This is a genomic window from Sodalis ligni, from assembly GCF_016865525.2.
Classification (GTDB): Bacteria; Pseudomonadota; Gammaproteobacteria; order Enterobacterales; family Enterobacteriaceae; genus Acerihabitans; species Acerihabitans ligni.
Genome location: NZ_CP075169.1, coordinates 6,110,588 through 6,131,851, shown reverse-complemented (window position 1 = coordinate 6,131,851; position 21,264 = coordinate 6,110,588). Strand labels below are relative to the sequence as shown.

Here is a 21,264-nt window from a genome sequence, read left to right as displayed (position 1 = left end):
AGCCCATCCCTTTTCGCCCTATTAATTGCGAAAAGCGCCTTGGCGGCGCGTTGCCATAAAAAACCGGACCTACAAGGGTCCGGTTTGAATCTGACCTCTCGCCTGCTAACCTGTATTGCGCATTCCCGCTGCCACGCCGGCGATGGTCACCATCAGCGCCTGTTCCACCCTAGGGTCGGGCTGTTCCTGCTGGCGCGAGCGATGCAACAGTTCCGCCTGAAGTACGTTCAGCGGGTCGGTATAGACGTTGCGCAGGGCGATGGACTCCGCGATCCACGGCAAATCGGCCATTAAATGATCGTCATTGGCAATGGTAAGCACCACGTTGATATCATCCGCCAATTGCTTGCGCAGCTGCTTCCCGAGGGGCCATAACTTCTCTTCCACCAGGCGCTGGTCGTAATACTCCGCCAGCCATAAGTCCGCTTTGGCGAACACCATCTCCAACATACCTATACGGGTGGAGAAAAACGGCCAATCGCGGCACATGGCTTCCAACTCATCCTGCTTGCCTTCGTCGACGGCCTTTTGCAAGGCGGCTCCGGCCCCCAGCCAGGCCGGCAGCATCAGCCGGTTCTGCGTCCAGGCAAAAATCCACGGAATGGCGCGCAGGCTTTCCACGCCGCCGTTGGGCCGCCGTTTCGCCGGGCGCGATCCCAGCGGTAGTTTGCCGAGTTCCTGTTCCGGGGTGGCTGAACGGAAATAAGGCACAAAGTCGGGGTTTTCACGCACATAACCGCGATACATATTGCAGGAGGTGGTGGAGAGGTCGTCCATCAGCGTACGCCACTCCTGCTTAGGTTCCGGCGGCGGCAGCAGATTGGCTTCCAGTATCGCCCCGGTGTAGAGCGCCAGGCTGCTGATGGCTACTTCCGGCAGGCCGAACTTGAAACGGATCATCTCGCCTTGCTCGGTGACCCGCAGTCCGCCCCGCAGGCTTCCCGGGGGCTGCGACAGTAATGCCGCATGGGCCGGCGCGCCGCCTCGTCCGATGGAGCCGCCGCGTCCGTGGAACAGCGTCAGGGCGATGCCGGCTTTTTCACAGGTCTTGATTAGCGCGTCCTGCGCGCGGTACTGGGCCCAGGAAGCCGCCAGGGTCCCGGCGTCTTTGGCGGAGTCGGAATAGCCGATCATGACCATCTGCTTGCCCTGGATAAAGCCGCGATACCAATCGATACCCAGCAATTGGCTCATCACGTCATCGGCGTTATTCAGATCGTCCAGGGTTTCAAACAGCGGGGCGACCGGCAACGAGAACTGACAGCCGGCTTCTTTTAGCAATAAATGCACCGCCAGCACATCGGAAGGGGTTTTCGCCATGGAGATGACATAAGCGGCAATGGAACCCTGCGGCGCATCGGCTATCACCCGGCAGGTTTCCAGCACTTCGTGGGTCTCGTCGCTTAACTGATAATAACGCGGCAACAAAGGCCGTTTGGAGTTCAGTTCGCGGATCAGAAATGCCTGTTTGTCAGCTTCGGACCAGCTTTCATAATCCCCCAGTCCCAGATAACGGGTGATCTCGCTTAACGCTTCGGTATGACGGGTGCTTTCCTGGCGCACATCGATACGGACCAGCTGGATGCCGAAACATTTGATACGGCGCAGCGTGTCAAGCAACTGGCCGCTGGCAATGATATTCATGCCGCAGGCTTTCAGCGATTGATAGCAGGTATACAAAGGCTGCCAAAGCTGATCGTTGCTTTCCAGCAGATCATCCGGCGGCAGCAGGTGTTCGCCTTTAACCTGCGCGGTCAGCCAGTTCTGGGTAGCGACCAGTTGTCCGCGCAGGCGCTTCATCACCACACGATAAGGTTCCAGCACCTCGTCGCCGCCCGCCAGCGCCCGCATTTCCGGCGTGCATTCCGTCATGGATAATTCGGAAACCAAAACCTGGATATCACGCAGGAACAGATCCGCGGCTTTCCAGCGGCTGAGCAACAACACGCGGCGCGTAATGTCGGCGGTGACATTGGGATTCCCGTCGCGGTCGCCCCCCATCCAGGAGGTGAAGCGCACCGGTACGTTTTCCACCGGCAGGCTGAATCCGAACACGCTTTCCAACTGTTCGTTCAGCTCGCGCAAATATTGCGGTACGCCTTCCCACAGGCTGTTTTCCACATTGGCGAATCCCCATTTGGCCTCGTCAACCGGGGAGGGACGGTTATGGCGTATTTCATCGGTATGCCAGTATTGCGCCACCAATTGACGCAGCCGGCGCATGATTTGCTTGCGCTCATAATCCGCCAAATCGCTGTGATCTAACTGTTTCAGGCAGTTATTGACTTCAACCAGCATATGGATCAAGGTCCGGCGGGCAATTTCAGTGGGATGGGCGGTCAACACCAATTCAATGGACAACGATTCCACGGCGGCGCGGATATCTTTGTCATCCAGCTCTTTATTATCTTTCAGGCGGGCAAAAACCTTACCTAATCCTTCCGGATTATTAAGGGCTTCCCCATGGGGGGAAATGGCATGAAACTGTTCCGCGGTGTTGGTCAGATTCAAAAACTGGCTAAACGCACGAGCCACCGGCAGCAGTTCGTCATTGGACAGGTTCTGCAACGTGGTTAGCAATTCCTGGCGATGCGTCTCGCTACCCGCCCGGGAGGATTTGGACAGCTTCCGGATGGTTTCTACTTTATCCAGGATATTTTCACCCATTGCATCTTTAATGGTGTCGCCCAGAAGCTTCCCGAGCATACTAACGTTGCTGCGCATTGCCGAATATTGTTCGTTCATAAGGACCCTGATCCAACTTACCTGAAAGTTTATTACACCCGAATGACGTAGATCACCCACCATTATCTAGCCATGTATCGATTGATTCGTCAAATGACATCATTTCACGGCATAAAACCGCGCATTCACGGCAATTCGTGAAAGTTAATTACATGGACCCTATATAAGTAATACTTATCCAACAGTATAAAAATGGCACATTTTGCACGTATTTCTTCCCTTCCGGCGCGAATATGCCGGGCGACCAACGGCGCCGAGAGAGTTACTGCAGACAAAAATGTTGTACCACCTGGGAAATCAACTGCCGTGTCGGTTTAATAAATGCGGTATCGAGATATTCATCTGGCTGGTGCGCCTGGTTAATGGAACCGGGGCCCAACACCAGCGTAGGACAAACCTCCTGGATAAATGGCGCCTCGGTGCAATAGTTGACCACGTCGGTCTTGGTGCCCAGCAATTTTTCCACCACTGACACCAAACGGTGATCCGCCGGACATTCATAGCCGGGGATGGGCGGGTGAAGGGCCTCGATAGTCAACCGGCCCGGCCATTTCTCACTTACCGGCGCCAGTGCCTCCCCCAGCAGTCCGTTCAGGTCGCTAAGGGTAAGGCCCGGCAGCGGCCGGATATCCATATGCAATTCGCAGAAGCCGCAAATTCGGTTGGAAGCATCCCCGCCGTGGATATGGCCGAGGTTCATGGTGGGGTAGGGAATTTCAAATGCAGCATGGTGATAACGCTGCTGTAACGTGTTGCGCAATAGCAGCAAATGAGAAATCGCGTCATGCATGAGTTCGATAGCGTTGACGCCGCGGCTCGGATCGCTGGAATGTCCGGATTGGCCGACGATGCGTATGGCGTTGGAGATATGGCCTTTATGGGCGCGTATGGGCTGCAAAGAGGTCGGCTCGCCGATAATGGCGCAATCCGGTCTTAACTGGCTGGATGAGGCGAAATAGCTGGCGCCGGCCATGGTGGTCTCTTCGTCGGCGGTAGCCAGAACATACAAGGGTCTTGTCAGTTTACTTCCGTCAATATCCCGCAGGGTATCAAGAATAAAAGCAAAAAAACCCTTCATATCCGCGGTGCCCAGTCCATATAGCTTGTTATTATGTTCGGAGAGGGTAAAAGGATCGCGGGTCCAGCGACCGTCGTCAAAAGGCACGGTATCGGTGTGGCCCGCCAGCAATAAACCGCCCGAACCGCTGCCGATACTCGCCAGCATATTGAATTTATTCCGGGTGCCGGGAACCGGCTGGATCTCGACCTGGAACCCCAATGCGCTGAACCAGCCTGCCAATAAATTGATTAGCGTCTGATTACTCTGATCCAGCGCGCTATCGGTGGCGCTGATGGACGGTGTGGCAATCAGGGCACGGTACAACTCAATAAACGGGGGCAAATTATTCTTCACTGTTGACAGCCTTTGGGTTGGATAGTATCAATATTCATGCAATAATAGTGAATAAAAATACACTAACGTTGAGCGTTAAGTAAACGGATTCTTAACAGACTACTACGCTTGGCCTCGCGGGTGAACAGCCAATATACCCAATAGTTTTTGAGTTGCCGCAACTTGAACGCTGTAGGGCGAAGACGCTGGAGATCCCTTCTCGTTGTTAATATTGATTAAGAAGGTGTACATACGTCATGCTGAATACGCTGATTGTCGGTGCCAGCGGTTATGCCGGAGCTGAGCTTGCGGCCTATCTGAATCGTCACCCGCATATGAACATAGCCGCTTTGGCGGTTTCAGCGCAAAGTGCGGATGCGGGAAAACGGCTCTCCGATCTCCATACCCAGCTCAAAGGCATCGTCGATTTGCCGCTACAGCCCCTGGGGGACGACGTGAGCGAACTGGCGAAAACCGTTGATGTGGTATTTCTTGCCACCGCCCATGAAGTCAGCCACGATCTGGCGCCGGAGTTCCTGGCCGCCGGCTGTGTCGTGTTTGATCTGTCCGGTGCATATCGAGTGAACCAGCCGGAATTTTACAGCCGCTATTACGGTTTTGAGCATCAGCACGGCGATTGGCTGGCCAAGGCGGTTTACGGCCTGGCGGAATGGCAGGGCGAGACGTTGAAACACGCACAGCTGATTGCTGTCCCGGGCTGTTATCCCACCGCGTCTCAACTGGCTCTTAAGCCCCTGGTGGACGGGGGGCTGCTAAATGCAGAACAATGGCCGGTAATCAATGCCGTCAGCGGCGTGAGCGGGGCGGGACGTAAAGCGTCGCTGGGCAGCAGCTTTTGCGAAGTCAGTTTGCAACCCTACGGGATTTTTACCCATCGCCATCAGCCGGAAATCGCCGCTCATCTGGGGATCCCGGTAATATTTACCCCCCATCTCGGCAATTTTGCCCGGGGCATCCTGGCGACCATCACCTGCCGGCTGAAGACAGGCGTCACGGCGGAAGACGTGGCCGAATGTTATCACAACGCCTATCAGGATAAACCGCTGGTGCGGCTGTATGATAAAGGCGTGCCGGCGCTAAAAGCCGTGGTAGGCTTACCGTTTTGCGATATCGGTTTTGCGGTGCAGGGCGAACATCTTATTGTCGTAGCCGCAGAAGACAATTTATTAAAGGGAGCGGCGGCGCAGGCAGTTCAATGCGCTAACATCCGGTTTGGTTTCTCGCAAACCCTGGCGCTGCTTTAACGGCTAATAACGAGGCACAAAATAATGAATCCGTTAATTGTAAAATTAGGCGGCGTATTGCTGGATAGCGAAGAAGCGCTGGAAAGACTGTTTACTGCGCTGGACAGCTATCGCGCTCAACATCAGCGTCCGCTGGTGATAGTTCACGGCGGTGGTTGCCTGGTGGATGAGTTGATGAAAAAACTGGCATTGCCGGTAGTGAAAATTGATGGCCTTCGGGTTACGCCGGCGGATCAGATAGACATCATCACCGGCGCGCTGGCCGGCACGGCGAACAAAACCCTGCTTTCCTGGGCCAAAAAGCATGCTATCCCGGCGGTGGGATTATGCCTGGGTGACGGCGATAGCGTTAAAGTCACGCCGCTGGATGCGAAACTGGGCCATGTGGGTAAAGCGCAGCCGGGTTCACCGACGTTATTGACGTCTTTACTGAACGCGGGTTATTTGCCGATAGTGAGTTCCATCGGGATTACCGACGACGGCGAACTGATGAATGTCAACGCCGACCAGGCCGCCACCGCGCTGGCAGAGACTCTGGGCGCCGATTTGATTCTGTTGTCCGACGTCAGCGGCATCCTGGACGGCAAAGGGCGGCGCATCGCGGAAATGACCGCGCAAAAAGCCGAGCAGCTGATTGCCCAGGGTATTATTACTGAAGGCATGACCGTAAAAGTCAACGCGGCGCTGGATGCCGCTCGCACGCTGGGCCGGCCGGTGGATATCGCCAGTTGGCGCCACGCCGATCAGCTTCCGGCGCTATTCAACGGCGTCGCCATCGGCACCCGTATTCTGGCTTGATGTATTCAAAAAATAGAATACCCAAAAGCTTTTTAAAAAATGAAGGGTATAGCGAGGGGAGTAAGACATGGCGCTTTGGGGTGGACGGTTCAGTCAGGCGGCGGATCGGCGTTTCAAGCTCTTTAACGACTCGCTGAGGTTTGATTACCGGCTGGCCGAGCAGGATCTAATCGGCTCCGTGGCCTGGTCCAAAGCACTGGTGACCGTCGGTGTGCTGACCGCGGACGAACAGATCCGGTTGGAGGAAGCCCTGGCGTTTATCCTGGAGGAAGTACGCTCCACGCCGGAAGCAATCCTCACCAGCGATGCGGAGGATATACACAGCTGGGTGGAGCAGCGGTTGATCGATAAAGTGGGTGATTTGGGTAAAAAACTGCATACCGGACGCAGCCGCAACGATCAGGTGGCCACCGACCTGAAACTGTGGTGCAAAATGCAGGTTCCGGAATTAATTTCCGCGGTTCGCCAACTGCAACAAGCCTTGGTAGCCGTCGCACATACCACGCAAGACGCGGTCATGCCTGGTTATACCCATTTGCAGCGCGCCCAGCCGATAACCTTTGCCCATTGGTGCCTGGCGTATACCGAAATGCTGGCGCGCGACGAAAGCCGTCTGCAGGATACCTTGAAACGTCTTGATGTCAGCCCGCTGGGCTCCGGCGCGCTGGCCGGTACCGCATATCCCATCGATCGCGAGCAGTTGGCGGATTGGCTGGGGTTCGCCTCTGCGACACGAAACAGCCTGGACAGCGTATCCGATCGCGATCACGTACTGGAGCTCTTGTCGGATGCCGCCATCAGCATGGTGCATCTCTCGCGTTTTGCCGAGGATCTGATTTTCTTCAACTCCGGCGAGTCCGCGTTTATTGAGTTATCGGATCGCGTCACATCCGGCTCCTCCCTGATGCCGCAAAAGAAAAACCCGGACGCCCTGGAATTGATCCGGGGCAAATGCGGCCGGGTGCAGGGTGCGCTCGCCGGCATGATGGTCACCCTTAAAGGATTGCCGCTGGCCTATAACAAAGATATGCAGGAAGACAAGGAAGGGTTGTTCGATGCCATGGATACCTGGCTGGACTGCCTGCATATGGCGGCACTGGTCCTGGACGGCCTGCAGGTCAAACGCGAACGCTGCCGGGAAGCGGCCCAGCAGGGCTATGCCAATGCCACTGAGCTGGCCGATTATCTGGTTGCCAAAGGCGTGCCTTTCCGGGAAGCTCACCATATCGTCGGTGAGGCGGTAGTGGAAGCGATAAAACAGACGCTGCCCCTGGAAGAGATGCCGCTGGCGGCGTTGCAGGCATTCAGTCCGGTCATTGCCGAAGATGTCTATCCGGCGCTTTCATTGCGTTCCTGTCTGGATAAGCGCTCGGCAAAAGGCGGCGTGTCCCCGCGGCAGGTATCATCCGCCATTGACGAAGCGCACAAGCGCCTTGATGCTAAATAACCTTCAGTCCCTTAGCCTGCTCGACCGGACACATTGTCAACCCTCTCGGCGGGCGTGAGCCCGCATAGACAACCTCAAGCCGGCTGCAGCAGATAGCTTTCCAGCTCTTCGCTGCCGCCAATATGGCGTCCGCCGATAAAGACCTGCGGTGCCGTGGCGCGTCCGGTCATGGCCCTAAGGCTTACGGTAGTAGCGTCTTTGCCCAAAGAGATCTCCTCATACTGAATGCCGTGGTCCTGCAGCATCTGCTTGGCCTTGGCGCAGAAGGGACATCCCGGCTTGGTAAAGAGCGAGACGGACTCCTGGACTTTACATTCCGGCGCCAGGTAACACAGCATGGTATCGGCGTCGGAGACCTCAAACGGGTCGCCGGGTTTGTTTGGCTCGACAAACATTTTTTCTACAATGCCATCCCGTACCAGCATGGAATAGCGCCATGAGCGCGGCCCAAATCCCAAGTCGGCTTTTTCAACCAGCATCCCCATGCCTTTAGTGAATTCGCCGTTGCCGTCGGGAATAAAGGTGATATGCCCGGCGTTTTGATCGGCTTGCCAGGCGTTCATCACGAACGTATCGTTCACCGAAATACACAAAATACTGTCAACACCATGCTGATGAAATAGCCCGGCCAGCTCATTATAACGAGGCAGGTGGCTGGAAGAGCAGGTGGGAGTGAAAGCGCCCGGCAATGAAAAAACGATGACGGTTTTGTTTTTGAACAGATCGTCTGAAGTCAAATCGAGCCAATTGTCGTCCTTGCGGGTGTGAAATATTACCTGCGGCACGGTTTTACCTTCACGGGCATTTATCATAGAAACTCCATCGATAAAAAGGAAAAAAAGATTAAACAGCATGTCATACTGCGTTGGGGGTATTATTGATATTTACTATTGATAGGTATAATCGTTGATTGCTATCCTATCTATCGACGCGAACTATCGCGGATTGGAGGATGTTAATGAATATTCGCGACCTTGAGTATCTGGTGGCCTTGGCGGAGCATCGTCATTTCCGACGAGCCGCCGATGCCAGCCATGTCAGCCAGCCCACACTGAGCGGTCAGATTCGGAAGCTGGAAGACGAGCTAGGGGTTATGTTGCTGGAGCGCACCAGCCGCAAAGTGCTGTTCACCCAGGCCGGACTTCTGCTGGTGGAGCAGGCCCGGACGATATTGCGTGAAGTAAAAATCCTGCGCGAGATGGCCAGTCAGCAGGGGGAGTCCATGTCCGGCCCGTTGCATATTGGCCTGATCCCCACTGTCGGTCCCTATTTGCTGCCGCATATTATTCCGACACTCCATGAGACATTTCCAAAACTGGAAATGTACCTGCACGAAGCCCAGACCAGCCAGCTATTGCTGCAATTGGACAGCGGCAAGCTCGATTGCGCGATCCTGGCGTTGGTTAAAGAATCGGAAGCCTTCATCGAAATTCCGCTGTTCGACGAGCCGATGCTTTTGGCCATTTATACCGATCATCGCTGGGCGGATCGCGATCGGGTACCGATGTCCGACCTGGCGGGGGAAAAGCTGTTGATGCTGGAGGATGGGCATTGCCTGCGGGATCAGGCTTTGGGATTCTGTTTCCAGGCAGGCGCCGATGAAGACACCCATTTCCGGGCCACCAGTCTGGAAACCCTGCGCAACATGGTGGCCGCCGGCAGCGGCATTACCCTGCTGCCCGCGCTGGCGGTACCCAACGAACGTAAACGTGACGGCGTATGCTATCTGCCCTGCTACAAACCTGAACCGAAACGCACCATTGCCTTGGTATATCGTCCCGGTTCGCCGCTGCGCGCGCGCTATGAACAGCTGGCCGAGTCAATCCGCGTTCATATGCAGACCTATATGGGCGCCAATCCGCTAAAAGAGGCGGTTTAATCCATTCAAGGCCGCGACCCGATACGCTTCCGCCATGGTGGGATAATTGAAGGTAGTATTCACGAAATAATCGAGAGTATTGCCTTCGCCCTTTTGTTCCATAATAGCCTGGCCGATATGGATAATTTCAGCGGCGCGCTCGCCGAAGCAATGAATGCCCAGGATTTGCCGGGTATCGCGATGAAAAAGGATTTTCAGGCTGCCCACGTTCATCCCGACAATTTGCGCCCGCGCCAGATGTTTGAACTGCGCTCGCCCCACTTCGTAAGGGACTTTCAGCATCGTCAGTTCCTGCTCGGTTTTACCCACGGAACTGATCTCCGGAATGGTATAAATTCCGGTAGGAATATTTTCAATCAACTGTACGTTGGCTTGTCCCTTGATGATGACCTGCGCCGCAATACGACCCTGATCGTAAGCCGCAGATGCCAGGCTCGGGTAACCGATGACATCGCCGACGGCATAAATATGCGATATGGCGGTCTGATACATGCTGTTGACTTTGATCAGGCCCCGGCTGTCCGCTTCCAATCCGATATTTTCCAGCGCCAGCGAGTCGGTATTACCGGTACGTCCGTTGGCATACAGCAGGCAATCGGCGCGCATCCGTTTTCCTGACCGGAAATGGACCTCAACGCCTTGATCGGTGCCTTCAATCTGTTCGTATTCTTCATTGTGGCGAATCACCACGCCGTTTTCCCAGAAATGGTAGGAAAGCGCATCCGACATTTCCTGATCAAGGAAGGCCAGCAGCCGATCGCGGGTATTGATTAAGTCGACTTTAACGTTCAATCCCCGAAAAATTGACGCGTATTCACAGCCGATAACCCCGGCGCCATAGATAATCACGTGCTGGGGATCGTGTTTTAAATCCAGAATAGAATCACTGTCGTAAATGCGGGGATGATTAAAGTCCACATTTTGGGGGTGGTAAGGCCGAGAGCCACAGGCAATAACAATATGAGCCGCGCTGAACATTTCTACCGAATTATCCGGATAGTGGACCTTCACCGTATGGGCATCGACAAAGCTGGCGTCACCGGTAATGATCTGGCACTGGTTGCGTTCATAAAATCCCTGCCGCATGCGAATTTGCTGCTTGATGACCATATCGGCGTGATGGAGGATATCGGCAAAACTGGCCCGAGGCAAATGGGCGCTGCCACTGTAAAGGGGGTTTTGGTTGAATTCAATAATTCGGCTTACCGCCTGACGCAGTGCTTTTGACGGAATCGTGCCCCAATGGGTGCAACCGCCGCCGACGCTGTTATAGCGTTCAATCACCGCGACGCGGGCACCCTGTTTGGTTAATCCCATGGCGGCACCCTCGCCGCCGGGACCGGAGCCGATAATAATGGCATCATAATCGTATTCTGGTTGCATTCGGGTCAAACCTGTCATCAAACAAATTCACAACGTTAATGTAACATTGTAGACCTAATATCCCAACGCCCGAAGGCTTTTTCTTATTCCAGTTGTTAACGGACGCGGGGTTAGGGCGTTTTTAGTAAAATTCAGATTTTGTATCAACGCGGTTGCAACAAATTTTGATATAGTGGTTTTTTATGGGTGTGAGGGCTGGACTGAATTATGGGCGTCAGAGCGCAACAAAAAGAGCGGACCCGGCGTTCTCTTGTCGAAGCGGCGTTCAGCCAATTAAGCGCCGAGCGCAGTTTTGCCAGCCTGAGCCTGCGTGAAGTTGCCCGTGAAGCCGGCATCGCGCCAACGTCCTTTTATCGCCATTTCCGCGATGTGGATGAGCTGGGCCTCACCATGGTGGATGAAAGCGGCCTGATGCTGCGTCAACTGATGCGCCAGGCGCGTCAGCGCATTGCCAAGGGCGGCAGCGTCATTCGCACCTCGGTCGCCACCTTTATGGAGTTTATCGGCAATAATCCCAATGCTTTTCGCCTGTTGCTTCGTGAACGGTCAGGCACCTCCAGCGCCTTTCGCGCCGCCGTCGCCCGTGAAATCCAGCATTTTATCGCGGAACTTGCCGACTATCTCGAAATTGAAAATCATATGCCGCGCAGTTTCACCGAGGCCCAGGCCGAGGCAATGGTCATCATTGTCTTCAATGCCGGCGCCGAAGCGCTTGATGTGGACATCAAAGAGCGTCGTGAACTGGAAGAGCGCCTGGTATTGCAGCTGCGAATGATTTCAAAGGGGGCCTTTTACTGGTATCGCCGGGAGCAGGAAAAAGCGGCCGCCCTTTCTCTTGATGAAAGCAGGTAGGTGATATGACGAACAAACCCCTCGGAGAAAAAGGAATATTAGTCCTGGCATTGATCGCCGGCTTATCCATCAATGGCGCCTTCGCGGCCATATTCAGTTCCATTGTGCCCTTTTCCATTTTCCCCATTATAACGTTGGTGCTGTCGGTGTACTGCCTGCATCAGCATTACCAGGATCGCGCCATGCCCCAGGGATTTCCTTCTCTGGCCGCGGCGAGTTTCCTACTGGGTCTGTTGCTTTATAGCGCCATTATCCGGGCGGAGTATCCGGCCATCGGTTCCAATTTTGTGCCGGCCATCCTGGCGGTAGTGCTGGTGTTTTGGATCGGACGAAAATTAAAACGGCTAGACCGTTCTGGTGAGGACCAGGATTTTTAATCAGCATTACGCCTTCCATAGCCATTAACTATGCAATTTCAGTTACATATAAACCGGGTAGTGTCTACTAGAAACCATAGAACATATATCAAAGCATTTTCGCACTAATACCTTTTTAATCATTTGTCTTTAACTCAAAGGGAATCCCAGCGCGCGCAGTGCCGCGGCTAATTTATCTCGTCCCGCCATCGCCCCGAGCTCTTTGGTTCGCGCAATCACCCGATTGGTCCAATTACTCACCGACAGTTCATTTCGCCGGCTGAACTCGGCCAGGTCTTGGTCATAGATGTCCAACCGGGCCGGTTCGCCCGCGACATCATACAGATCCCGATGGACCACCACCGATTGGGGTAAGCGCGGTTTAACCTCGGCGGGAACGCTGTGATCGGCATAGCCCACACATAATCCGAACACGCCAACCGCGCTATCCGGCAAATCCAGTTCAGCCGCCACCCGCTGGGTATCGTTACGTAGCGCGCCGATATAGACGGTGGACAATCCCAGGGATTCGGCCGCCACCACCGCATTCTGCGCTGCCAGCGCCGCGTCAATGGTGGCTACCAGTAGCATTTCCAGGTAATTTAATGCCGCCAACTGCTGTTGTTTTTGTTCGCCGACGCGGCGCAGCCTTGATAAATCAGCCACCCACACCAGAAATAGCGGGCATTCAATAATGTGTTTCTGTCCAGCGGCAACCGCGGACAAACGTGCTTTAAGCGCAGGATCCGTTACGGCAATCAGCGACCAGGTTTGCAAATTAGATGACGTTGCGGCCGATTGGGCGGCAGCGGCGAGCGTTGTCACCGTATTATCCGGTAATGGTTTGGGTAGATATTTCCGTACCGAGCGATGAGACAGCAAAGCGGCGATGGTTTCGTTCCATGGGCCGCATTCGGGCGGCAATTCAGAGCCGTAGCGCGCCGCCAAAGCGGCATGCTGCTGGTCTTTGGATGTTGACGTTGCCATTAATGTAATTGCTCCGCAAGAGATAATAAGCGATACCTCAATGCATACCTATCTGTTTCAATTGTGTCAATGCAATGATGGAAACAAAATATTTATCTACCGCATCGGCTGCGCAGGCGAAATATATGTTTTCACTGCCGGAAAAATAAGGTTGATGGAGGTATGTATTAAGTTAAAACGGATAATTGGTTGTTAGATATTGGTAACGAAGATGGCCGCGAGGAAATTCGGCCGGATGTATTTTTAAAATGAATATATAAATTATAACCCGACCGCAGGATGAGGGAGATGCTGCTTCACAGCTTGAAAGCACAAATATATGTTGTGCAATCAAGCTGTATTCGTTGATATTAGAGAGTACGACTGCGTAGCGTCAGTTACATTTAAATAACATTAACCAAATTCAATGACTTTAAATCGAGGCACCAGCGTTTTCATCAATGCCCAGGCAAACAGGTAAGCTAATCCGCAAAACATAAACATAATGCCGTAACCCACGTTAATTTCTCCCAGCGCCTGGTAATGGTCGAACAGCGCGCCGGCGACCTTGGTAACGGCCACACCGCCGAATCCACCCGCCATGCCGCCGATACCAATCACTGAGGCAACGGCTTTGTTAGGAAACATATCGGATACAGTGGTAAATAGATTTGCGGACCATGCCTGATGAGCGGAAGCGGCAATACCAATCAAGATAACCGGCATCCAGAATCCCGCATGACCCAATGGCTGGGCTAATAGGGCGGAGAGCGGAAATACGGCGATAAAGAGCATAGCCCGCATACGGGCAACATAAGGATTAAGGCCTTTTTTCATGAACATGGCGGGAAGCCAGCCGCCGCCGATACTGCCCACCATTGTCATACAATAAATTGTCGCGATGGGCAGCATCATCTGTGTACCGCTCATCTTGTATTGGGCGGTCAGATAGGCCGGCAGCCAGAACATAAAGAACCACCATACCCCGTCGGTTAAGAATTTACCGATGGCGAATGCCCAGGTTTGGCGATAGGCCAACAAGCTGAACCAGGAGATCTTTTCGTGTTCCTGTTCCCGGTTTTGTTTTGAATCCACATCTTCGGAGATATAATTGTATTCAGCCTGATTCAATTTACCTTTGGTAAATAATTTCAACGGCAAATCAAACAATCTTTTCCAAAAGAATAAACAAACAAAGCCAATAACACCTACAATGGCAAACGTTGATTCCCATCCCCATTGGGCGGCTAACCATGGAACGACCAAAGGAGCGAGGATGGCGCCTACATTGGCCCCCGAATTAAATATGCCGGTGGCGAAAGAGCGCTCTTTCTTGGGGAACCATTCGGCGACGGCTTTAATGGCGCAAGGGAAGTTTCCCGATTCTCCCAATCCTAGAACCAGTCGGGCGAACATAAATCCGGCTATCGTTATGGGCACAGTTATACTCAATGAGGACAGCATAGCGGAAATTCCTCCCCCTATCTGCGCTACAAAGGCATGCAATACCGCGCCAAGGGACCAAATGCCTAATACCCAGGCGTACCCTGTCTTGCTTCCGGTAAAATCGACAAACCGCCCGGCAAACAGCATCCCGATAGCGTAAGTGAATTGAAACACTGCCGCTATATTTGCGTAGTCGCTGTTACTCCAACTGAATTCTTTGGCTAATGCCGGTTCTAACAGGCTTAACACTTGCCGGTCGAGATAATTTATGGTGGTACCAAAAAACAGCAATGCGCATATCACCCATCGATAGTTTGTCCGAGACATCCCTTCACCCCATTGAAAAACAAAACGTCATTTTATTTAATGTGAAAGTATATTTTAAATTTACATTGGATTTTTGATATGATGCATGTCACATATCGATCAAGGCGGTAAAAATTTATTCAAGCCTTGGAGGGACGGGACCCAGGATTGGCCATCAGGATGAGGAAATTCGCCTCCTGCACGGAGGCATTCGCGGTCATGGGGGACAGCAAAGGCGATAATGACGGGAAATGATTTTTCGCCGATACGGAAATCGGCAGCATAGGGCGCCTTGACACGGGCGCCGTTTATTCAGGCATTTTTGCCGTCAATAAGACGCCGCATTCCATATGGCGGGTGTAAGGGAATTGATCAAACAGCGCCATGCGTATGATGTCGTGAGTTTGAGAAAGGGATTCCAAATTGCGGCACAATGACTCGGGATTGCACGAGATATACAGGATGCGCGGATAACACCGGACCAGCTCCACCGTGGCGTCATCCAACCCGCTGCGCGGCGGATCGACAAAAATAGTCTCGCAGCGGTAACTGGCCAGGTCGATATCTTTCAGCCGGGTAAATTCCCGCACACCCTGCATGGCCTGGGTAAACTCCTCCGCCGACATGCGGATGATCTGCACATTGCCGATATGGTTGGCGGCAATATTATACTGTGCCGCTTCCACCGAAGGCTTGGCTATCTCCGTCGCCAGTACCCGCTCAAAGTTACGCGCCAGCGCCAGCGAAAAATTCCCGTTGCCGCAGTACAGCTCCAGCAAGTCTCCCTGGGCGTTTTGGGTTGCCGCCAGCGCCCACTCCAGCATATGGATATTGACGGCGGCATTCGGCTGGGTAAAGCTGTTTTCAATCTGCCGGTAGATGAGTTCCCTTCCCGATACCGGCAATCTTTCATCCGCATAATCCCGGTCCAGGCAAATTTTGGTTTTGGCGGCCCGGCCGATGAGATTTACCGCAAAACCCTGCGCCCGCAATCCATCCCGCAGCGCTGCGGCGGCCTCGCGCCATTCGTCATCCAACGGACGGTGGTATATCAGCGTGATGACCGCTTCACCGCTCATGGTGGTGAGATAATCCAGCTGAAAAAGCTTACGGCGTAAAACCGGCGAAAGGCGCAAGGCCTGGATCATTGCCGTCATCAACCGATTGATTAACTCGCTGCCGGCGGCAAAGAAATCGATGCGGATACGCTCTTTGGTGAGCGGATCAAACATGATGTGGTAGAGGTCCTGCTCTTCATGCCAAATCCTGAATTCGGCTCGCATCCGGTAATGATTTACCGGTGAACGGAATATTTCCGGCTCCGGCGCCCGGTAAGCTGCCATCATCGCTTTTAGTCGGGCGGCTTTTTCAGCCAATTGCGTTTCGTAAGCGTCGATAGGCAACGTCTCGGTAGTCATGATGATTTCTCGTCGATATAGGCCAACTTTATCGGTTTGTGGGGATTGTAGGGGATAAACGGGTGATGTCCAATGCTGTTCAATTTATAATTTCTTACCTAATGAGTTCTATAGACATAATTATCCCTTTGATTGTAGGATATTTGCCCGGTCTCTTGTGAGTTAAAAGGGAATCCAGTTCTAAGCTGGAGCTGACGCGCAGCGGTGAGGGGACGTCAGGGCGATAGCGGAAGCAGACACTGTCTTTTCGACGGGAAGTCGTCGCCTGGTGTTAAACACATCCCAAGCCCGAAAACCTGCCGGTATTTCGTCGCAATATCCCTGTTTATCGCGTGCTATCAAACACGGAACCTGCGGCATCCTATTTTATCTATTGGATGCTACGTCAATGTTGACTATCAAAAATACCGTTCTGGCGGCATTGTCCGTTACGACATTCTCCGGGTGGGCGCAGGATAACAACGCTCCAAACGGCAGTAATGACACACTTATTGTTTCGGCAAATCGTTTTCCACAGCCGGTTTCATCAGTGCTGGCGCCCACCAGCGTCGTGACACGCGAGGATATCGACCGTGGCCAAATCAAATCGGTAGCTGAAGCCTTAAGCCGTTTACCGGGCGTGGATATCGCGCAATACGGCGGACTGGGACAGCAAAGCTCTCTGTTCATTCGCGGCACCAATTCCAGTCACGCCCTGGTGCTCATCGATGGCGTGCGTTTGAATCAGGCTGGGATTTCCGGCTCATCCGATCTTAGCCAAATTCCCATCTCTCTGGTTCAGCGCATCGAATTTATCCGCGGTCCGCGCTCCGCCGTCTACGGCTCGGACGCCATCGGCGGGGTGGTCAATATCATCACCACCCGCGAAAAACCCGGAACCACCCTGAGCGCCGGCATGGGTTCAAAGGGTTACCAAAGTTACGATGGGTCCACTCAGCAGCGGCTGGGGGATAATACCGTGGCCACGGTGGCGGGAAATTACACCTATACCCGCGGATTCGATGTGCAGGCCAATTTGCCCGACCCTTATGGCGATCCGGCGCAGCCCGACCGGGACGGATTCATGAGCAAGACCCTGTTCGCGTCGTTGGATCATACGTTCAATCAACAGTTCAGCGGTTTTGCGCGGGTGTATGGCTACGACAATCGTACCGCTTATGACGGCACCTATGCCTATACCGACCCGGCGCATGAAGATGCGCTGCTCGATACCCGCCAGTTATATAGCCGCACCTATGATACCGGCCTGCGTTTTCAGGAAGGTATATACGCCTCCCAGCTCTCATACAGTTATAGCCATACCAAGGACTATAACTACGATCCCAAATACGGACCCTATTCGGCTTCCGCTACACTGGACGATTCCGATCAATACAACCTGCAATGGGGCAATACCCTCCAGGTCACTCACGGTCTGGTCAGCGCCGGGGTGGATTGGCAGAAACAGACAACCGAGCCCGGTACCGACTACCTCACCGATGGCTACGAGCAGCACAACACAGGCATCTATGCCACGACGCAGCAGCTTTTCGGACCGGTGACATTAGAAGGCGCGGTGCGGGGAGATGACAATTCACAATTTGGCTGGCACGGTACCTGGCAAAGCAGCGCCGCCTGGGAGTTTATCGAAGGCTACCGCCTGATCGGCTCTTACGGCACCGCGTACAAGGCGCCGAACCTGGGCCAGCTCTACGGCGCTTATGGCGGTAACGCCAACCTGGATCCCGAAGAGAGCAAACAATGGGAAGGCGGCGTTGAAGGACTGACAGGTCCGGTGGACTGGCGTATCTCGGCTTATCGCAACGATATCGACAACCTGATTGATTACGATACGGCGAATGACACCTACTACAATATCGGCAAAGCCCGTATCAAAGGGGTGGAATGGACCGCCTCGGTAGATACCGGCCCGCTCCGGCATCAATTAACCCTGGAATATCTGGATCCCCGAGACGCCACCACGGACCAGATCCTGGCCCGCCGGGCCAAGCAGCAGATAAAATACCAGTTGGATTGGCAAGTGGCGTCCATTGACTGGTCTCTTAACTACCATTACCTCGGCCAGCGTTATGACACGGATTATAACACTGAACAGGTGGTGAAGATGGGGGGCGTCAGTTTATGGGACATAGCCGCTTCTTATCCGTTAACGCCACACCTGACGGTTCGTGGTAGAATAGCCAATCTGTTTGATAAAGAGTATGAGACAGCTTATGGCTACCAGACCGCAGGACGAGAATTTTATCTCACGGGAACCTATTCCTTCTGACGGTAGCAAGACAAAACGACCCACCATCCTGATTTTTGATTCGGGGGTGGGTGGTTTATCCATTTATGATGAAGTGCGGGAGTTACTGCCGGATCCGCATTATATCTATGTTTTCGATAATGAAGAGTTCCCCTATGGCGAAAAGCCGGAAGACTTTATTGTCGAGCGAGTGGTCAATATCGTCGCAGCTGTTCAGCAATTGCACGCGCTGGATATGGTGATTGTGGCCTGTAATACCGCCAGCACTATCTCCTTACCCGCTTTACGGGAGCGTTTTGCCTGCCCGATCGTCGGCGTGGTGCCTGCGATCAAGCCTGCCGCCAAACTTACTCGCAATGGCATCGTCGGCTTATTGGCTACCCGCGCCACGGTACACCGTACCTATACCCATGATTTGATCGCCAAGTTTGCCGCCGACTGCCATATCATCACCTTGGGTTCAGCCGAACTGGTTGAATTGGCGGAAGCCAAACTGCATGGTGAAACCATTGCGCTCCCCGTTTTGCAAAAAATTCTGCGGCCCTGGCTGCGGCTAGTCGAGCCGCCCGATACGGTGGTGCTGGGCTGTACCCATTTCCCCCTGTTGGCGGAGGAGCTCAAAGCGGTGTTGCCTGATGGCACCCGGCTGGTGGATTCAGGTTCCGCGATTGCGAAACGCGCGGCCTGGCTTATCGCACATGAAATAACCGGTACCGGCTCTACGAGTGAAAATAAAGCCTATTGTTTAACCATGACGCCGCAATCGATGGAATTGTTGCCGGTATTGCAGCGTTATGGCTTCTTTTCACTGGAGAAATTGTCTATGACGACGCCGTCTTGAGTAAGAATTAGCCTGTCAGCGAAAAATCTGCAATAAGCGCTTGCCACGCCTCGGGAAGTCCCTATAATGCGCCTCCACTGACCGGGATTAACCGTTGCGACGGACCGGGTCGGGAAGGGAAAAGCGCTTTGTTAAAACAAATAAAAGCTTGACTCTTCAGCGGGAAAACGTAATATACGCAACCCGCGCCAGGTGAGATTTAGACCTCCCCGGCCATGCTCTTTAACAATTTATCAGACAATCTGTGTGGGCACTCACAAGACCGTATCGAAACACAACAATACAAGTCTTAGAGTGTTTACCAGTTAATTCAGTAATGAATGAAACAGTAGATTCTTTGAGCATCAAGCTTTTAATTGAAGAGTTTGATCATGGCTCAGATTGAACGCTGGCGGCAGGCCTAACACATGCAAGTCGAGCGGCAGCGGGAAGTAGCTTGCTACTTTGCCGGCGAGCGGCGGACGGGTGAGTAATGTCTGGGGATCTGCCCGATGGAGGGGATAACTACTGGAAACGGTAGCTAATACCGCATAACGTCGCAAGACCAAAGTGGGGGACCTTAGGGCCTCACACCATCGGATGAACCCAGATGGGATTAGCTAGTAGGTGGGGTAACGGCTCACCTAGGCGACGATCCCTAGCTGGTCTGAGAGGATGACCAGCCACACTGGAACTGAGACACGGTCCAGACTCCTACGGGAGGCAGCAGTGGGGAATATTGCACAATGGGCGCAAGCCTGATGCAGCCATGCCGCGTGTGTGAAGAAGGCCTTCGGGTTGTAAAGCACTTTCAGCGGGGAGGAAGGGGTTGGGTTGAATAGATTCAATCATTGACGTTACCCGCAGAAGAAGCACCGGCTAACTCCGTGCCAGCAGCCGCGGTAATACGAAGGGGGCTAGCGTTGTTCGGAATTACTGGGCGTAAAGCGCACGTAGGCGGATAGTTAAGTCAGAGGTGAAATCCCAGAGCTCAACTCTGGAACTGCCTTTGATACTGCTATCTTGAGTATGGAAGAGGTGAGTGGAATTCCGAGTGTAGAGGTGAAATTCGTAGATATTCGGAAGAACACCAGTGGCGAAGGCGGCTCACTGGTCCATTACTGACGCTGAGGTGCGAAAGCGTGGGGAGCAAACAGGATTAGAAACCCCAGTAGTCCACGCAGTAAACGATGTCGATTTGAAGGTTGTGGCCTTGAGCCGTGGCTTTCGGAGCTAACGCGTTAAATCGACCGCCTGGGGAGTACGGCCGCAAGGTTAAAACTCAAATGAATTGACGGGGGCCCGCACAAGCGGTGGAGCATGTGGTTTAATTCGATGCAACGCGAAGAACCTTACCTACTCTTGACATCCACAGGAATTTGCAGAGATGCGAATGTGCCTTCGGGAACTGTGAGACAGGTGCTGCATGGCTGTCGTCAGCTCGTGTTGTGAAATGTTGGGTTAAGTCCCGCAACGAGCGCAACCCTTATCCTTTGTTGCCAGCACGTAATGGTGGGAACTCAAAGGAGACTGCCGGTGACAAACCGGAGGAAGGTGGGGATGACGTCAAGTCATCATGGCCCTTACGAGTAGGGCTACACACGTGCTACAATGGCGCATACAAAGAGAAGCGAACTCGCGAGAGCCAGCGGACCTCACAAAGTGCGTCGTAGTCCGGATTGGAGTCTGCAACTCGACTCCATGAAGTCGGAATCGCTAGTAATCGTGGATCAGAATGCCACGGTGAATACGTTCCCGGGCCTTGTACACACCGCCCGTCACACCATGGGAGTGGGTTGCAAAAGAAGTAGGTAGCTTAACCTTCGGGAGGGCGCTTACCACTTTGTGATTCATGACTGGGGTGAAGTCGTAACAAGGTAACCGTAGGGGAACCTGCGGTTGGATCACCTCCTTACCGAAAGATATGCGTCAAGTGACGTGT

General features: G+C 53.6%; 16 protein-coding genes, 1 rRNA gene and 1 riboswitch. Of the genes, 9 read left to right on the top strand and 8 right to left on the bottom strand.

What is annotated here, in order from left to right; translation table 11 throughout:
* Positions 1-105: 105 nt before the first annotated feature.
* Together ppc and argE are read right to left on the bottom strand one after the other, a co-directional pair.
* Entirely contained in the window at positions 106-2,745 is a 2,640-nt protein-coding gene (ppc, locus tag GTU79_RS28455; RefSeq protein WP_203524073.1) for a phosphoenolpyruvate carboxylase, read from the bottom strand.
* Positions 2,746-3,007: 262 nt separating this feature from the next.
* Complete coding sequence (argE, locus tag GTU79_RS28450) at positions 3,008-4,159, bottom strand: acetylornithine deacetylase (RefSeq protein WP_203524072.1); 1,152 nt, start codon at positions 4,157-4,159, stop codon at positions 3,008-3,010.
* Between the two features lie 236 nt (positions 4,160-4,395).
* Between argE and argC the strand changes: the two genes are divergently transcribed.
* The 3 genes from argC to argH all read left to right on the top strand — a co-directional run bounded on the left by argC (position 4,396) and on the right by argH (position 7,648).
* Positions 4,396-5,403 carry an N-acetyl-gamma-glutamyl-phosphate reductase gene (argC, locus tag GTU79_RS28445; protein WP_203524071.1) on the top strand — a complete coding sequence of 336 codons (1,008 nt, stop codon included), beginning with the start codon at positions 4,396-4,398 and terminating at the stop codon, positions 5,401-5,403.
* 21 nt (positions 5,404-5,424) lie between these two features.
* Positions 5,425-6,201: an acetylglutamate kinase gene (gene argB, locus GTU79_RS28440; RefSeq protein ID WP_203524298.1), complete on the top strand. Its 777-nt coding sequence runs from the start codon at positions 5,425-5,427 to the stop codon at positions 6,199-6,201.
* 67 nt (positions 6,202-6,268) lie between these two features.
* Positions 6,269-7,648, top strand: coding sequence for an argininosuccinate lyase (argH, locus tag GTU79_RS28435; RefSeq protein WP_203524070.1), 1,380 nt, complete (start codon positions 6,269-6,271; stop codon positions 7,646-7,648).
* A 74-nt stretch (positions 7,649-7,722) separates the two neighbouring features.
* Here the strand turns inward: argH and GTU79_RS28430 are convergent, their stop codons facing one another.
* The gene (locus GTU79_RS28430) at positions 7,723-8,460 is read right to left on the bottom strand and encodes a glutathione peroxidase (protein WP_203524069.1); all 738 of its coding nucleotides are present in this window, start codon (positions 8,458-8,460) and stop codon (positions 7,723-7,725) included.
* Positions 8,461-8,606: 146 nt separating this feature from the next.
* On the opposite strand from GTU79_RS28430, the gene oxyR reads away from it, so the two are divergent.
* Positions 8,607-9,527, top strand: a complete 921-nt coding sequence (gene oxyR, locus GTU79_RS28425) for a DNA-binding transcriptional regulator OxyR (protein ID WP_203524068.1) — start codon at positions 8,607-8,609, stop codon at positions 9,525-9,527.
* On the opposite strand, the gene sthA is transcribed toward oxyR, so the two are convergent.
* Positions 9,510-10,910 (bottom strand): Si-specific NAD(P)(+) transhydrogenase, encoded by a 1,401-nt coding sequence (sthA, locus tag GTU79_RS28420; RefSeq protein ID WP_203524067.1) that lies wholly within the window; start codon positions 10,908-10,910, stop codon positions 9,510-9,512. The genes oxyR and sthA overlap by 18 nt on opposite strands.
* Before the next feature lie 207 nt (positions 10,911-11,117).
* Here sthA and fabR point away from each other — a divergent pair, with 207 nt between their 5' ends.
* Both fabR and GTU79_RS28410 read left to right on the top strand, forming a co-directional pair.
* Positions 11,118-11,762 (top strand): HTH-type transcriptional repressor FabR, encoded by a 645-nt coding sequence (gene fabR, locus GTU79_RS28415; protein WP_132924406.1) that lies wholly within the window; start codon positions 11,118-11,120, stop codon positions 11,760-11,762.
* A gap of 5 nt (positions 11,763-11,767) precedes the next feature.
* Positions 11,768-12,139, top strand: a complete 372-nt coding sequence (locus tag GTU79_RS28410) for a YijD family membrane protein (protein WP_132924408.1) — start codon at positions 11,768-11,770, stop codon at positions 12,137-12,139.
* 129 nt (positions 12,140-12,268) lie between these two features.
* On the opposite strand, the gene GTU79_RS28405 is transcribed toward GTU79_RS28410, so the two are convergent.
* The 4 genes from GTU79_RS28405 to trmA form a co-directional block, all read right to left on the bottom strand.
* Positions 12,269-13,105 carry an NADPH-dependent oxidoreductase gene (locus tag GTU79_RS28405; RefSeq protein ID WP_203524066.1) on the bottom strand — a complete coding sequence of 279 codons (837 nt, stop codon included), beginning with the start codon at positions 13,103-13,105 and terminating at the stop codon, positions 12,269-12,271.
* A gap of 393 nt (positions 13,106-13,498) precedes the next feature.
* Positions 13,499-14,821, bottom strand: coding sequence for an MFS transporter (locus GTU79_RS28400; RefSeq protein ID WP_203524065.1), 1,323 nt, complete (start codon positions 14,819-14,821; stop codon positions 13,499-13,501).
* Between the two features lie 155 nt (positions 14,822-14,976).
* Complete coding sequence (locus GTU79_RS28395) at positions 14,977-15,120, bottom strand: hypothetical protein (protein ID WP_203524064.1); 144 nt, start codon at positions 15,118-15,120, stop codon at positions 14,977-14,979.
* A gap of 24 nt (positions 15,121-15,144) precedes the next feature.
* Positions 15,145-16,254 carry a tRNA (uridine(54)-C5)-methyltransferase TrmA gene (gene trmA, locus GTU79_RS28390; protein ID WP_203524063.1) on the bottom strand — a complete coding sequence of 370 codons (1,110 nt, stop codon included), beginning with the start codon at positions 16,252-16,254 and terminating at the stop codon, positions 15,145-15,147.
* 131 nt (positions 16,255-16,385) lie between these two features.
* A riboswitch (cobalamin riboswitch) is annotated at positions 16,386-16,572 on the top strand.
* 70 nt (positions 16,573-16,642) lie between these two features.
* Here trmA and btuB point away from each other — a divergent pair.
* From btuB to GTU79_RS28375, 3 genes are all read left to right on the top strand, one after another.
* On the top strand, positions 16,643-18,523 hold the full coding sequence (btuB, locus tag GTU79_RS28385; RefSeq protein ID WP_203524062.1) for a TonB-dependent vitamin B12 receptor BtuB: 1,881 nt from the start codon (positions 16,643-16,645) through the stop codon (positions 18,521-18,523).
* Positions 18,468-19,343, top strand: a complete 876-nt coding sequence (gene murI, locus GTU79_RS28380) for a glutamate racemase (protein WP_132924418.1) — start codon at positions 18,468-18,470, stop codon at positions 19,341-19,343. The genes btuB and murI overlap by 56 nt, the downstream gene beginning before the upstream one ends.
* 353 nt (positions 19,344-19,696) lie before the next feature.
* A 16S ribosomal RNA gene (locus GTU79_RS28375) occupies positions 19,697-21,237 on the top strand.
* Positions 21,238-21,264 lie beyond the last annotated feature (27 nt).

Excerpts from the sequence above, each read along its gene's own strand:
- ppc (WP_203524073.1), bottom strand. The coding sequence starts at position 2,745 with ATGAACGAACAATATTCGGCAATGCGCAGCAACGTTAGTATGCTCGGG.
- argC (WP_203524071.1), top strand. The coding sequence starts at position 4,396 with ATGCTGAATACGCTGATTGTCGGTGCCAGCGGTTATGCCGGAGCTGAG.
- argH (WP_203524070.1), top strand. The coding sequence starts at position 6,269 with ATGGCGCTTTGGGGTGGACGGTTCAGTCAGGCGGCGGATCGGCGTTTC.
- GTU79_RS28430 (WP_203524069.1), bottom strand. The coding sequence starts at position 8,460 with ATGATAAATGCCCGTGAAGGTAAAACCGTGCCGCAGGTAATATTTCAC.
- oxyR (WP_203524068.1), top strand. The coding sequence starts at position 8,607 with ATGAATATTCGCGACCTTGAGTATCTGGTGGCCTTGGCGGAGCATCGT.
- sthA (WP_203524067.1), bottom strand. The coding sequence starts at position 10,910 with ATGCAACCAGAATACGATTATGATGCCATTATTATCGGCTCCGGTCCC.
- fabR (WP_132924406.1), top strand. The coding sequence starts at position 11,118 with ATGGGCGTCAGAGCGCAACAAAAAGAGCGGACCCGGCGTTCTCTTGTC.
- GTU79_RS28410 (WP_132924408.1), top strand. The coding sequence starts at position 11,768 with ATGACGAACAAACCCCTCGGAGAAAAAGGAATATTAGTCCTGGCATTG.
- GTU79_RS28405 (WP_203524066.1), bottom strand. The coding sequence starts at position 13,105 with ATGGCAACGTCAACATCCAAAGACCAGCAGCATGCCGCTTTGGCGGCG.
- GTU79_RS28395 (WP_203524064.1), bottom strand. The coding sequence starts at position 15,120 with ATGCTGCCGATTTCCGTATCGGCGAAAAATCATTTCCCGTCATTATCG.
- trmA (WP_203524063.1), bottom strand. The coding sequence starts at position 16,254 with ATGACTACCGAGACGTTGCCTATCGACGCTTACGAAACGCAATTGGCT.
- btuB (WP_203524062.1), top strand. The coding sequence starts at position 16,643 with ATGTTGACTATCAAAAATACCGTTCTGGCGGCATTGTCCGTTACGACA.
- murI (WP_132924418.1), top strand. The coding sequence starts at position 18,468 with ATGGCTACCAGACCGCAGGACGAGAATTTTATCTCACGGGAACCTATT.